Below are 13,842 nucleotides of genomic sequence, written 5' to 3'. Positions count from 1 at the left end.
CGTTTTACCTCTCCTGAATTCATAGAATAACTGCAACGCTTGAAACGAGAGGCAGAGAGCCAGCCACCGGTAGAATCCAGGCTCTCACACCAAAGGATTCAAGCGCAGATGACCACGCCTTACCGGCAGCTGACTCATGGCCAACGTTACCAGATTGAAGCGGGTCTGAGGGCTAAAGAGAGCCAAGCAAACATTGCTAAACAGGTGGGCGTGCACCCTTCGACGATTAGTCGTGAGGTTCGCCGCAACCGTTCTGAAAATGTTTACGAGGCGGTTTCGGCGACCCATGAAAGTGATGTCCGGCGCGCTGGGGCTCGGAAGTTTTGCAAACCGGTTACCTGGTTGAGCCATCACCTTGCGATATGGCTCAACCATGGAATGAGCCCAGAGCAGATTTGTCATCGGCTCAAGCAAGAGCGACCAGATCAGGCGGTCAGTCATGAGTGGATTTATCGGTTTATTGCCACCGACAAACAGGGCGGCGGCGAGCTTTATACGCATCTGCGGCACCGTCGAAAGCGTTACCGTAAACGCTATGGAAGCCACGACCGGCGGGGACAGTTGCGAAATCGGGTGTCGATCACTGAACGTCCTGCTGAGGTCGAAACTCGAGAACGGCTGGGCGACTGGGAAGGTGACACAGTGCATGGGGTGGGCGGTAATTTGGTCACTCTGGTTGAGCGTAAAAGCGGCTATCTGAGCGCTTACCCGGTCAAGCGCTCAGATAGCCGCCAAGTCACTCGGGCGATCAATTTACAGTTCAATGGGCATGTGGTGCATACGTTGACGCTGGACAACGGCAAGGAGTTTGCCGGCCATGAGCGCATCGCGAACAAGAGCCGTTGCCAGGTCTATTTTGCCGACCCGTATTCGTCCTGCCAGCGCGGCACGAATGAAAATACCAACGGTTTACTCCGCCAGTATTTTCCCAAAGGCAGTGACTTCAGCAAGCTGACGGTTGCTGCTGTAAACCGTGTGGTCGCGCAAATAAATTTACGCCCTCGCAAACGCCTGGGCTGGAAGACACCGTATGAAGTCTATGCGGGGGTGAGCGTTGCACTTATGTGTTGAATTCAGGTCTTTTAAAACAGACCGAAACACATAATCCGCTCTTCTTCATCTCATCCGAAAAACTCAATCGGATGTGCGCCCCCGCACGATCGGCTATCGCCTTTACAATCGATAAACCCAGCCCGGAGCCTGCTTCATCGGTTCCCAAACTTCGGTAGAACGGATCGAACACCAGCATTTGTTCTTCCGCGCTGATGCCTGGGCCTGAGTCCTTGACTTGAAGGATCACTGTTTCCTGCGCCAACTCTACCGTCAGGTCGACTCGTCCGCCAACGGAGGTATAACGGATAGCATTATCCACCAGATTCTTGACCAGGATTAACAGATCCATTGCGTTGATATTGACCTGTACGTCTTCGATGCTTTCAACACCGATATCGATGCGCTTGCGCTCTGCCAGCGGCAGTAAGTCCTCTAGTACCCGTCGATAGACTTCATGGACTGAAACTGATGTCTGTGATCGATCCGAGCTTGATTGTGCTGCCGCCAGGGCCAGCAGTTGATCGATCAGTTTTCTGCTGCGTTCAATTCCCCGAGACAATGGCAAAAAACGTTCATAGGCCGCCGCCGACATTTCTATGGCCGACAGTCGCTCGGCTTGTAGTGACAGGGCCGTCATCGGGGAGCGCAGTTCGTGGGCTGCATCGGCGATGAAGCGACGCTGGGCTTCCATGGACTGCGCAACGCGCGTCAACAATCGATTGATGGCCACGACGAAAGGTCGGATCTCGGTTGGCAGGTGGTTATCGTCGATAGGATGCAACGCCTGTTCGTCGCGCTGATCGATTTCGTCCGAGAGGGTTGCTATGGGACGGAACAGTTTGCGTACCAGATCGCTCACCACCAGCAACAGCACCGGAAACAGAATGAGAAACGGCAACAGACTACGCCAAGCGCTCTTTCGCGCCTCTTTTTCACGCACGTCAGCTTCTTGGGCGACAACGATGCGTTCGCCACCGACCATTGTTCTAACCAGCACGCGAAAATTTTCGCCTGCCACGCTCAAGGTCGACAAGCCATCGGCTAGTCTTACCGGGAAGGGTAACGGTGTTGTTGCGTCATCACTTCCGGTCGCTTTACTGCTGTCGGTCAGGTATTGGACGATAACCCTGGACTCTTCGTCGTCGCCAACTACCTGTTCAACCACAGGATAGTGGAAGGTCATCTTTTGCCGATCAAAAAGGATGGCCACTTGACGCAAGGTCTCGTCCTGCATTTCGTGCGTCTCGTTAATCGCAGAGACAAAAGCGAAAAAACCTGCCAGTACCGCCACGATCAGGATGGCTAGCGACAGCGTTACAGACAAATGCATCTGTACCGAATCATTCAAGCGCTTTTTGAAACCATCCATCCCATTCCCCTGACATTCTTGATGACATGGCTCCCCAGTTTCCGCCGCAGTGCATGAATCAGAAACTCCACCGCATTGCTTTCCACTTCATTACCCCAGCCGTAAATACGGTCTTCCAGCTCGCTGCGCGAGAGAATGGCACCAGGTCGTATTAATAGGGCCTGTAACAGGGCGAACTCGCGGCTGGAGAGTTGAATGTCGGGGATTTCGGCAGTAGCCGCTTGTTTGGATAGCAAATCCAGCGACACTACACCGTTGTCCAGCACTGACTGGGCACTGCCGCCTTTGCGGCGTAAAACGGCGCGGATGCGTGCCAGTAACTCCGCCATGGCGAAGGGTTTGAGCAGGAAGTCGTCTGCGCCGCCGTCGAGGCCGCGCAGGCGATCATCGAGTCCATCCCTTGCGGTGATGATCAGCAACGGCACCGGGTTGTTGCGTCCACGAATGCCATCGAGCACATCGAGCCCGTCTTTGCCGGGCAAGCCGAGATCCAGCAGCACCATGTCATAAGCTTGTGTTTCCAGTGCTGCAAGGGCGGTGAGTCCGTTTTTTACCCAGTCTGCGGCGTAGCTAGCATCGTTCAGCGCGCCTTGAATGGCATCCCCAATCATCGGGTCATCTTCGACCAGCAATATCCGCATTTATCACTCCAGAAAAAGGCGCGCCGATCATGACCGTCGCGCCTGTATTGAAGCATCTGGGTCGGCGTTTGTCCGTCGCCGGATCAACGCAATGTGCGGCTGTCGGTCACTGCTTCACCTTCATGGAGTCGAAGGCTTTCAACAGATCATCCATCGAAGCCTTGCAATAGCCCTGTTTCGGTGTGCTGGCGCGCAGGGCGTCGAGTGCCCGGTCAATGGCTTTGTCCAGCACATGCCAGTCACTTGCAGCCCGGGGTTTGATGCCAGCTTCGGCGGAGTCCCAGGACGTTTCTAGATCCTTGATGCGGGTTTTCGCCCCCGGCAGGTCGTTTTTATCGACGAGCGCGGCAACATCAGCGGCGATGGTGCGGAACTCAGACAGATCACCCAGTTTTGAACCTGGCTGGGCGGATGCGCTCGCCGATGTGGTCGGCGTGCCAGCACTAGGTTTGTCGGCAGGTTTCGAGCAGCCGGTGGCGATGCTGAGCAAAAAGATCGACGAGACGATGGCAACGTGGCGAATGACATTTTGAAGTGGACGCATGACGATTCCTTGATTGGCTTTTTGACAGGTTATTGATTGACGGGTTTACGGTTGCCAACACTGATTTGCGCGGCCGCGACCAAAAGAACAATGACGCACAGGAAGATGGCACTCGTCCAAGCGGCTCCCATGCCGAGGCCACCATAAGTTTTAGCTTGGGTCAGCAAATCACCGAGAGAGGCGCCAAATGGACGGGTCAGGATGTATGCCATCCAAAAGGTCAGCACCACATTGCCGCCTAAGCGCCAAGCCAGCAGAGTCGTGGCGATAAGCGCACCGAAAATCACGACGCCAAGGGTGAAACCCAGGCCCAGCGCTTCGGTGGCCAGGTCGCCCGCTGCTGTGCCGAGTGCAAAGGTGCAAAGCACGGTTGTCCAGTAGAAAAGCTCCCTTCGCGGGGTGACGATTTCGCGGATCGACAGGTTGTGCTCCACCCGGTACCAGACCAGGAAATTGATCGTCAGCAGAATGGCAAAGACCGCCGTGCTGGTGTACAGGCTGATGTCGAGCATGTCGGTCATGATGTCCGTGATCTGTGTCCCGACGATGCTTACCAGCACCACGGTTAACCAGTAGATCCGGGGTGAATAGGCCTTGGTACGTAGTTGAAAACACAACGCGAGCGCTAGCAAGACGGCCATGCCGATGCTCGTCCAACCAGCGCCCAAACCGGCATCCACGGCCAGAAAGTCCGCGCCGGTTTCACCCACCGTCGTGGACAGAATCTTGATCACCCAGAATGACAGCGTCACTTCGGGTACTTTGTTGAGCCATCCGGATTTTTCGGGATTCATGTGCGGGTAGCCTCTCCTGAGCGGCGCTGAACTTGCGCAGGGGAGAAGATACTTAGCGAAACTTAGCTGAGGCTGAGGGACGGCAATACGATTGCCGCGGTTCCTTTGCCGGGTAGATCGCTGAAGGCATTACTCCGGATTTGGGAACGTTACATATTACTTCCGCAGCCTATTCTGGAGGTTGGCATGCGCAATTGTCTGAATCGGAACCGATCGGCAGTTTTGTACCGATCATGGCTACGAAGCGTGTTGGTCAAATCCGAAGCAATCGTTGGTCAGATCAAATGCAAACACGGGAATCAAGTGGAGTGCAATTTCGCACTGAGTAGCGTGGAAGAGATCGACTGCTTTCTTTATGCGCAGTCGTGGTATTGCAAGCCGCGTGATTGAGATTGTGTTCGGTCGACAGGACGCCGGAGAGGTTGGGCCAGTTTCTGGGCCAATGGTGCCAAGTCCTTTTTGACCGCTCAATCTGCGCTAAAGTCTGTGAGTATTTTGTGAAAAGGATGTCGTGGATACGAAAAAGCCCGGCGCTGGGCCGGGCTGTACGCTGGCCTGTTAAGCGGCATTATTCGGCGTGCCGAGAGCTTTCTTGTATTCGGCTTTCATCGCTTCCATTTGCTCGCCCAGCGCATCCAATGTCGCTTTGCCGAGCAGCTTTTTCGCCTGAGGAAACATCTCGGTTTCCTCCTCCTCAATGTGATGCTCAATCAACTCCTTAACGAACTTTGTGCGACCCGCAAACTCAGGTCTGTCGCTTTGAGGTCGGGAAGTACCAGAGAGTCGACAGTGCGGTGTTCTTCCTTGGCCTCGTAATACATTTCCTCCTGTTCCTTACCACCTGCTTCCTTGAAGGCGGGATATAAGATCTCTTCTTCCAGCTTGGTGTGGATGGTGATTTCCATTTCGAGCTTGGCTACCAGGCAGGTCAGTACGTTTTTTTTGGGACCGATCAGTCGACTCGCTCAATTGGGCGAGGATGTCCTTTACTCGTACGTGGTCAGCTTTTAAAAGGTCGATCGCGTTCATTTTGCGTGCCTCTGCTATCACGGAAGGACGTGGGACGGTCGTCGCCGTCACTGCTTTGTTTCCTAGGTAGAAATGCATTAGCTGTGCCAATCAAAAATTTAAGCAATCAGCTTTACTATCAATACATTAGACATTTACTACGTCGGCAACGTTCCGAGCAGTAGCACACTTCCTTCCAGCAGCGAGCCCATTTCTTCCGCCACGTGAAGGGGAGGCCGCAGATCACGCAAGTTTTGACTGGGAGTTCACTCTTTTTCAAAATGACTCATCTCCATCTAATTTGGCGAGCAATGACTGGCCACGTTGCCAAAGCGCCTGCTGTTTGAATTCAGGCATCCGGTCGAGGTTTTTATAAATCATGCTCATGCGTTGGTTGCCGCGCAGACGGTCGCCGTGACGCATCAGGAAGTGCCAATAGAGCGAGTTGAAGGGGCAAGCGTCGTCAGTGGTGCTTTCGCTCACCTTGTAAGCGCAGCCACGGCAATAGTCAGACATCCGCTTGATGTACTGGCCACTCGCACAGTAAGGCTTAGAGCCCAGGTAACCGCCATCGGCGTGCATGACCATGCCCAGTGTGTTGGGTAGCTCCACCCAGTCGAAGGCGTCCATGTAGATCGCCAGATACCACTCGCATATTTGACTCGGTATGATGCCCGCGAGCAGGGCGAAATTGCCGGTCACCATCAGCCGTTGGATATGGTGAGCATAGGCATGCTCGAGGCTTTGGCTGATAGCTTGGCGCATGCAATTCATCTTGGTCTCGCCTGTCCAGTAGAACTCTGGAAGCGACCTTGTGTTACCGAACACATTGCCATTGGCGTAGTCAGGCATCTTCAGCCAGTAGACGCCCCGGACATATTCCCGCCAGCCGATTAGTTGGCGAATAAAGCCTTCGGCAGCATTGAGTGCAATGCTGCCCGACCAGTACGCTGACTCCACATCGCTGCAAAGCTGACGAAGATCCAGTAGGCCAATATTGAGTGCAGCGCTTATACGGGCATGAAACAGAAAGGGCTCGTCGCTGGCCATGGCGTCTTGATAGTCGCCGAAAGCTGCCATGCCCCAGTCGAGGAAGTAATCCCATAGGGCCTGAGCTTCCGCATGGGTTACCGGGTAGTCGAACGTGTCGAGGGTGCCATAGTGGCTGGTGAAGTGTCTTGCCACCAACGCAAGCACATCCTGGGTGATTGCGTCGGGCGTGAAGCGGGCAGGCGAAGGCGGCCTAACTCCCCTTGGTAATGCCTTGCGGTTTTCTGTATCAAAGTTCCAAGCGCCCCCGACCGGACTGCCGTCGCCATTGAGTAATAACCTGCTCTTGCGCCGCATCTCTCTGTAAAAGAATTCCATGCGCAGCTGCTTTTTGCCTTTCGCCCAGTTAGAGAACTCGGTGCGCGTGCAGAGAAAGCGAGTATCGGAATGCCATTCGATCGCTAAGCCGCAGTCCTTGATTGATTGCTCCAAACGCCAGTCGCCGCATTCAGTCATGTGTAGCTCATCTGGCTGTAGGAGTGCCTGCCAGCGGCGTAACTCGCTCGGCACCGATCCGCTATTTTGCTGATCATCAAGGGTGACGTATTGAACTCGGATTCCACGCTGCTGCAGAGCCTCGGCGAAATGGCGCATAGCACTGAAGATCAGGGTGATTTTTTGCGGATGATGTGGGACATGGCTAGCTTCTTCCATCACCTCGACCATGAGCACCGTATCGCTCTCCTTATCCAGACCCTGCAGTGAGGCAAGGTCGAAAGATAATTGGTCGCCCAAGACGAGGCATAGCTGGCGAGTCGTATTCATCAAACAGAATCCAGTTGAGGTGAGCGTAAAGGCCCAGGGACTTCCTAGCTTTAATCCACAGAACGTATTGTGAGAAGGGAAGTTGCGAATTATTGTACAAATAAAAAATAATGTACAAGTTTTTTATATCGCCTTTGCTGGAAAACGCCAGCGGTCTTTTCAGATTGGATGCGCAAGCCGCTAGCTCCAAACGGTTTTATTGCGATGGATCAGGATCGCCAACGCTGATGGAAAGTCCCTAGATGCTTTCTCGATCTTGAGCGAAGGTCACCTTCTCGCCCTAATCGATCAACGCCATAATGATGGAGCCTCAAGGCTAGTTGGTTTTCGTAGAGTTTGAGAGCAGGGGCGGGAGCAGGTCAGAGTTCGGCATTGGTGTTCCTCGGTGGAGTGAACAGCACAGCAGTTGGTGTGTTTGGTGGGGATTGTGTTCGGTCGGCAGGACGCCGGAGTAGGGGCTACTACTGTATGAAAATACAACGCTAAGTTATTGATTCTTATAGTGTGTATTGGGGCTTTTTTGGTAGCTAATAAAGTAGATATTTTCTTTTACATTCAATAGGATAGGCTTTAATAGAAGTCACCTTGACATGATGGTGGCTCAAACAATTTCGGCGCCTTTCGCGAAGGCGCCGAAATGATGCACCTACTTACCTTTCGGCGGTGCATTCCCACGTCCGCCACCAGATTTATTCCCTGTTGTGCTGGGCAGATTTGGAACCGGAGCGCTCTTCGGCGCGCTTCCCGTTCCTTTTCCTCCCGATCCACTCTTTGTTCCGCCAGATTTCGTCATGATCTTCTCCTGGGCATGAACACATATGAGTCGTAACCATAGCCGCCAATCAATAGTTGCGCGGTGTCCGGTCGGCTAGAAGCCTGAAGAATAGGTGCGCAAAACCTCCGCTGCAGGCCACGAGTTTACGTTTGCATAAGCACAAAAAAACGGATGTTTTGCCACCCTTAAAAGGGGTGGTATCCGTTTTAATTCAATAGGTTAGCTCGCTATCGTCCCCAGCATGGGGTGCTAGGGGTCGAGTGTTCGAATCACTCCGTCCCGACCATATAACTCAAGGGGTTGGCCCAATCTGAAAAGGTTAGGCTTTTTCATGCCTGGAAAATTACTCCCACATTTACTCCCGCTGATTTTTTGGATCTAGGTAGCTATGAGTTTGTGGGCTCATACGGTGTTAGGCCTGTTGAATGTAGGGGCGGGGCGGTCAGTGATCGAAAGTCGTCCAACTGTCGGAGGCACCCACAATCTGCAGTATTTTTTGCTGAGGCTAAAAATGCCGCAGTCGAACACGGGTTGATCAGGTAAGCGATTCACGACAGTGGCTATCGGCGCCTGTGCATCCGCAGTGCGGCGTGTAACAAGGCCTGACACAAAAAAATTGACGTCAAAATGCCATCACTGTATAAAAACTTCTCTTTCAGCAGCTCAGATCAAGCTGGTGTGAATTACGATGGCTGACGGTGGCACCGCTATACAGCGGCTTAGTTTTGCTGGGTTCTTCTGTAGGTAGCGCGTTTCTGGTCGCGATGACTATAAGTGATTGGGTTTTTTTAGGTGTAGTGTCAATGTGACATCATTCCCAAAAAGGGGTCTATGTGCAGGATGAGTTGAGAGCGCGGGCGCTGGCGTCATGGGGGCGAATCCTTGAACACCCGGCCGCCTGGATGAGCGCTGAGCAGCAATACCACGAGTTGTTGAAGGTTGCAGACAAGATGGAACTAGAGAGGCTTATAAGCGATGTTGAGTGGCGCCAGTTGGTAAGAAAAGCTGGGTCCTGCTTTATAGGCAGTACAGGTCCAGGCACGCTGTACAGCGTGCGCAGAAGGTGGTAGGCAATAGAGCTTTGAGCGGAGCATGCAGATTGTCATTAAAAATGGCGCGATGACGGTCTAATGGCAATATAAATATTTTTACTATCATATCAATGACGGTTCTGTTCAATGGCTATCCAATGGAGTTCTGTACCTTGCCAGCAACAAACCTCATAAGCCTGCGTCGGTGGATCTGGGGAGCTTTTGCAAAAAGCGCCCTAATACCCCTGCTGTTGGTAGAAACGGTGCTGATTGCCGTGTACCTGCTGACCAACGGTGCCATTCGCGAGGCGCAAATCGATTATTTGCGGGAGAACGCCCTGACCGATCTGCAGTACTCGGCCAAGCATGAGGGACGCATCATCGATGAGCAGTTGACGAATCTGGGCGCTCTCACAGATCTCTACCGCAACCTCACCGCAAAAGCCTTGCAAGATGAACCTGTCGGCACGGCCGAAGCATTGATGCTGACGGTCGATGGCGTTCGTTATAGCCCCAAAGACCTCGGTGCAGCTGCGGTGTTCTACGCTAACGGCACGCTGCCCGCGCGTCAGGATCTGGCGAAAGTGGCTCGGCTGGCGAGCCTTGCCCCGCTGATGAAGCAGCTCAAGGAGGGCCAACCGCTTGTTGCCAGTGTGTATTTCAACAGTTGGGACAGCCTCAACTATATCTACCCATGGTTCAGTACGCAGGACCAGTACCCCCATGACATGGTGATCCCCGACTACAACTTCTACTACCTGGCTGATGCGAGCCATAACCCTGCGCGTAAGGTGGCCTGGACCGATGTGTACCTTGATCCGGCGGGACAGGGGTGGATGATGTCGGCCATTGCCCCTGTCTACCGAGGCGACTTCCTTGAAGGCGTCAGTGGGATGGACATCACGGTGGGGAGCATCCTGCGGCAGATCGAGCAGTTGTCCGTGCCATGGAGTGGTTATGCCATGCTGGTCAGTAATGATCTGCGGATCATGGCCATGCCCAAATCTGGAGAGGCCGATTTTGGGCTCGATGAACTGACCGATCACTCCTACGATGAGGCTATCCGTAGCGAGCTGTTCAAGCCAGAAGACTTCAATCTACGTACTCGTAATGAAACCCGCGAGCTGGCCAAGATCATTGCCGCCCAACCAGAGGGTATTCAATCGATCATTCTTGGTGAGCGGGTGAACTGGGTGGCCTGGACCACCATCAAACAAACGGGCTGGCGCCTGCTGACAGTGGTCGACGAGGCCGATATTTTCAAACAAACCAATGCATTGGCGGGTCGCTACCAGCAGCTTGGTTACTTGATGATTGCCGGTCTGATTGTGTTCTATCTGCTATTTTTCGCCTTTATGTGGACGCGCGCTCTGCGACTGAGCGGCGAACTGCGAGCGCCCATCACGAAAATTTCGCAGATGATGAGCGGGATAGGCCAAGGACAGAGGCAGCCCGTGCAAGTCAGTTCGCATATTTACGAGTTGAACGAGATGGCCGGGCATGCCACGGCATTGGGCGAGCAACTGGAGCAAAGCGCACAGTCGCGGGCAATCGCCCAACAGCGCCTCGATCTGGTACTTGAGAGCGCCACTGAAGGTCTTTGGGAGCATAGTTTCATTAGCGGTCGTGTCACCCTGAGCAGGCATTTTTGTCAACGTTTCGGCCTTCCAGATACCGAACTGAGCCATGAACAGTTTCTCCAGCGTGTGCATGTCGACGATCAGTTGTCCATCCGACTGGCCTATGAACAGGTGCGCGATGGGTATGATGATATTTACAAGTCGGAGTTTCGCTTCTCCGATGCCTCCGGTTGCTATCACTGGCTGCTAAGCCGTGGCCGAGTGCTGGAGCATGATTCCAGCAGCGGGATGGCCAGCCTCATTGCCGGCACTCATGTGGATATTGACGAACTCAAGCAAATCGAAGCTCAGCTGCGCGACGCTACCCTGCAAGCGCAGTCCGCAAGCGAGGCCAAGTCGCGCTTTATTTCAAGCATGAGTCATGAACTGCGTACCCCGCTGAACGCCATTCAGGGGTTTGCTCAGCTAATGACCATGAAGCGTAAGGCCTTGGAGCAGACCGAGGATACGGACTATCTGGACGAAATTCTGTTGGCTAGCCGACACCTCAATCACTTGGTGGGCGATATTCTTGACTGGTCGAGCATCCAGACTCACCAAGTGCACCTTGACCTGCAAGCAGTGGACATCGGCAGCCTGATGAGCGAATGCGCCGAGTTGACCCGGCGCGAAGCGCAGGAACAGCACTTGCAGTTCCACCTTGTTCTACCGGATGAGCCGCTACGGGTCCGCGCCGACCCGCACCGATTGCGTCAGGTACTGATCAATCTTTTATCCAATGCCATTAAATACAACAGGCCAGAAGGCCATGTGACCCTCAGTTATCAAGTGACTGGCGGCTGTGTCCGTTTGATGGTCGAAGATAACGGCCTCGGTATCGATGCGCACCTGCAAGAGAAACTGTTCGAACCCTTCCAGCGCCTGGGCCGTGAAAACACGGCGATCCCGGGCACCGGTATCGGCTTGTCACTGTGCCGCGAATTTGCCCAGCGGATGCAGGGCCGTATGGGCCTCCACAGCGAGCCAGGTATCGGCAGCCGTTTCTGGATCGAATTAGCGCTGCTTGGCCGGGTGGCCCTGCCAGTTGCTGGATCGCGTCCAGAACCGCAACTGACTAAGGTCAACTTACCTCATCTGCTCTATGTAGAAGACGACTCGGCAAGCCAGTTTCTGGTGCGCAAGGCATTGGCTGATTTAGCCCAAGTCCATGTCGTCGGCACTGGCTACCTAGCGCTACAACGAGTTCTTGACGAGCCGCCAGCACTGATGTTGCTTGACTTACATCTACCAGATATGGATGGAGCTGCACTGCTGAATCAGCTACGAGCACACCCCTCCACCCGCAACCTGCCGATAGTACTCCTCAGCGCTGCCCCGGATATCGCGCATTTGCTGGCCCTGGATTGCCAGGGAACGCTAAGCAAACCGGTGGACCTGGACGAACTACGCGCCCTGGTGCGCGAACTGTTATCAGAGGTACCTGTTGATGTTATCTGACGAACTGCGCTTTTCGCGTGTAGTGGTTATCGATGATGTGGCCTCCAATCTACGTCTGCTCGAATCCAGCTTGAAAACCTTCAGCCTTGTACACGTCAAGACATTCAGTGACTCGGCCGCAGGCCTCGTCTGGCTGCAGGAGAACCCATGGGACCTCCTGTTGCTGGATCTGGACATGCCAACACCCAACGGGTTCGACATTCTGCAGCAATTGGAGCCGCGTGATCGGAGCCGCTCCCCCGTGATTATCATCTCGGCCCTGAGCCGCGCCGAAGATCGGCGCAAGGGCCTAGAAATGGGTGCTCAAGACTACATCAGTAAGCCTGTTGATCTGTCCGATCTCGTCTTGCGGGTGCGCAACAGTTTGCAGTTGAGTCTGGCCAGCCAAAACATGCATCAGGAGCGTGACCAACTCGAGGACCTGGTAAAGGAACGCACGGCGCAACTAAACCGCAGCTTTCAAGCCCTGATCCGCAGCCTGTCGCGGGCCGCAGCCTATAAAGACAACGAGACGGGCAATCATGTACTGCGCATCGGTGAATCGGCGGCATTGATTGCCACCGCCATGGACCACCCGCCTGAATGGGTAGAACAATTACGCTTGGCTGCGCCCATGCACGATGTCGGTAAAATCGGCATTGCTGACGCGATCCTTGGCAAGCCTGGAGTACTGACCGCCGCAGAACGTGTGGTTATGAATGAACACGCACGTATCGGTTACGAAATCCTGCGTGATGAGCAGGTGTCGCCGCTGACCGAGTTGGCCGCCGAAATTGCTTTGTACCACCATGAAAAGTGGGACGGTAGCGGCTACCCGCACGGGCTCAAAGGCGAGGCCATTCCGCTGGCGGCACGCATCGTCGCTATCTGTGATGTCTACGACGCCCTGCGTTCGCAGCGACCTTACAAGCAAGCCTGGACCAAGGAACGGGCCCAATCCTATATGTGTGAGCAGTCCGGCCGACACTTTGACCCTGAGCTATTGGAAGTATTCAAGGGGCTGTTCGATCAGGTAGATGCGTTACAGCAACACTTGGGTGATGAGTCTGCGTCGATAAAATCACCATTCTAGGATCGCCCACGACTCAACCTAAATGGCATTCGGCGTGTAATGTTCTCTCGCCTCTGTGGCTTACCTCCTCGCCAAGTCTGTGAGGACCTACCATTTTCTCAGCAGCTTCTTCAACTACGAAGAGCCCTTGCGTGTATTCGTAGCATTCTGCGAGTTCATAGGCCCACAGTTCATCAAAGCGGAGTCTGTGTCCGAGCGGATGAAAATGGTGCGCGCCACAGTCGTCGAGAGGGCGGCTGTCACCTATGAAGGCGAAGTTCAAATGCCCGGCAACCTCAAAAAGCCCAAGGCGAAGAAGAGTGGGGCTGGCGGAGCTCCTTTGATCAAGAAGATCTCAGTGCGGGATATGATCGGTAACAGCAATCCGCCGAGCAGGCCCTGACCGCTCTCGATCAGAAAGCCACAGAGGAAAAAACGAAAGCACTCTCTGAAAATGACAAGCTGCGCGCTGATATTGCCTCTGGTGCTCGCCGGCTGCGCATCGCGTGAAGTTGTCGTGCCGTTGGTGGCAACGTGCCCGGCACCGCCATCAGCTCCGGCATGGGTGATGCAGGAACCGTCGAACTCTCTCCAGCTTCTGGATCAACTGTTCTTTCCATCCGGGCCGGGATCATTGCCGACCAAGCGGCCTTGAAGGCGCTGCAGTCGTATGTGATGAATGTG

Annotated in this window: 12 protein-coding genes and 1 pseudogene; 6 read left to right on the top strand and 7 right to left on the bottom strand. The window is 54.2% G+C overall.

What is annotated here, in order from left to right:
* The first annotated feature begins 108 nt into the window (after positions 1 to 108).
* Positions 109 to 1,071 carry an IS30 family transposase gene (locus tag RGU44_RS12015; RefSeq protein ID WP_322178783.1) on the top strand — a complete coding sequence of 321 codons (963 nt, stop codon included), beginning with the start codon at positions 109 to 111 and terminating at the stop codon, positions 1,069 to 1,071.
* Here the strand turns inward: RGU44_RS12015 and RGU44_RS12010 are convergent.
* The 7 genes and pseudogenes from RGU44_RS12010 to RGU44_RS11980 form a co-directional block, all read right to left on the bottom strand.
* Positions 1,061 to 2,422, bottom strand: a complete 1,362-nt coding sequence (locus RGU44_RS12010; protein WP_322180560.1) for an ATP-binding protein — start codon at positions 2,420 to 2,422, stop codon at positions 1,061 to 1,063. The genes RGU44_RS12015 and RGU44_RS12010 overlap by 11 nt on opposite strands.
* On the bottom strand, positions 2,398 to 3,063 hold the full coding sequence (locus tag RGU44_RS12005; RefSeq protein ID WP_322180558.1) for a response regulator: 666 nt from the start codon (positions 3,061 to 3,063) through the stop codon (positions 2,398 to 2,400). Before RGU44_RS12005 ends, RGU44_RS12010 begins: the two co-directional genes overlap by 25 nt.
* A gap of 106 nt (positions 3,064 to 3,169) precedes the next feature.
* Positions 3,170 to 3,607, bottom strand: coding sequence for a hypothetical protein (locus RGU44_RS12000; RefSeq protein ID WP_322180556.1), 438 nt, complete (start codon positions 3,605 to 3,607; stop codon positions 3,170 to 3,172).
* A gap of 29 nt (positions 3,608 to 3,636) precedes the next feature.
* On the bottom strand, positions 3,637 to 4,401 hold the full coding sequence (locus tag RGU44_RS11995; RefSeq protein ID WP_322180554.1) for a hypothetical protein: 765 nt from the start codon (positions 4,399 to 4,401) through the stop codon (positions 3,637 to 3,639).
* Between the two features lie 558 nt (positions 4,402 to 4,959).
* Positions 4,960 to 5,430, bottom strand: a pseudogene (locus RGU44_RS11990) (hemerythrin domain-containing protein).
* Between the two features lie 118 nt (positions 5,431 to 5,548).
* On the bottom strand, positions 5,549 to 5,689 hold the full coding sequence (locus RGU44_RS11985) for a DUF2256 domain-containing protein (protein ID WP_322180552.1): 141 nt from the start codon (positions 5,687 to 5,689) through the stop codon (positions 5,549 to 5,551).
* Complete coding sequence (locus tag RGU44_RS11980) at positions 5,686 to 7,224, bottom strand: cryptochrome/photolyase family protein (RefSeq protein WP_322180550.1); 1,539 nt, start codon at positions 7,222 to 7,224, stop codon at positions 5,686 to 5,688. Before RGU44_RS11980 ends, RGU44_RS11985 begins: the two co-directional genes overlap by 4 nt.
* 1,979 nt (positions 7,225 to 9,203) lie before the next feature.
* Here RGU44_RS11980 and RGU44_RS11975 point away from each other — a divergent pair.
* From RGU44_RS11975 to rz1, 5 genes are read left to right on the top strand one after another with little or no spacing between them, the layout of a single operon-like run.
* Entirely contained in the window at positions 9,204 to 12,107 is a 2,904-nt protein-coding gene (locus tag RGU44_RS11975; RefSeq protein WP_322217282.1) for an ATP-binding protein, read from the top strand.
* A complete protein-coding gene (locus tag RGU44_RS11970) occupies positions 12,097 to 13,179 on the top strand; it encodes an HD domain-containing phosphohydrolase (RefSeq protein ID WP_322180545.1) in 1,083 nt (360 codons plus the stop codon). Before RGU44_RS11975 ends, RGU44_RS11970 begins: the two co-directional genes overlap by 11 nt.
* A gap of 55 nt (positions 13,180 to 13,234) precedes the next feature.
* Positions 13,235 to 13,561, top strand: a complete 327-nt coding sequence (locus tag RGU44_RS11965; protein ID WP_322180543.1) for a hypothetical protein — start codon at positions 13,235 to 13,237, stop codon at positions 13,559 to 13,561.
* Positions 13,558 to 13,668: a lysis system i-spanin subunit Rz gene (locus RGU44_RS25090; RefSeq protein ID WP_416152014.1), complete on the top strand. Its 111-nt coding sequence runs from the start codon at positions 13,558 to 13,560 to the stop codon at positions 13,666 to 13,668. Before RGU44_RS11965 ends, RGU44_RS25090 begins: the two co-directional genes overlap by 4 nt.
* Positions 13,643 to 13,813: a lysis system o-spanin lipoprotein Rz1 gene (rz1, locus tag RGU44_RS25085; protein WP_416152013.1), complete on the top strand. Its 171-nt coding sequence runs from the start codon at positions 13,643 to 13,645 to the stop codon at positions 13,811 to 13,813. Before RGU44_RS25090 ends, rz1 begins: the two co-directional genes overlap by 26 nt.
* Positions 13,814 to 13,842: the final 29 nt, after the last annotated feature.

Source organism: Pseudomonas sp. 5C2, from assembly GCF_034314155.1.
In the GTDB taxonomy this organism is placed as follows: Bacteria; Pseudomonadota; Gammaproteobacteria; order Pseudomonadales; family Pseudomonadaceae; genus Aquipseudomonas.
This window is presented reverse-complemented; position numbering and strand designations above follow the sequence as displayed.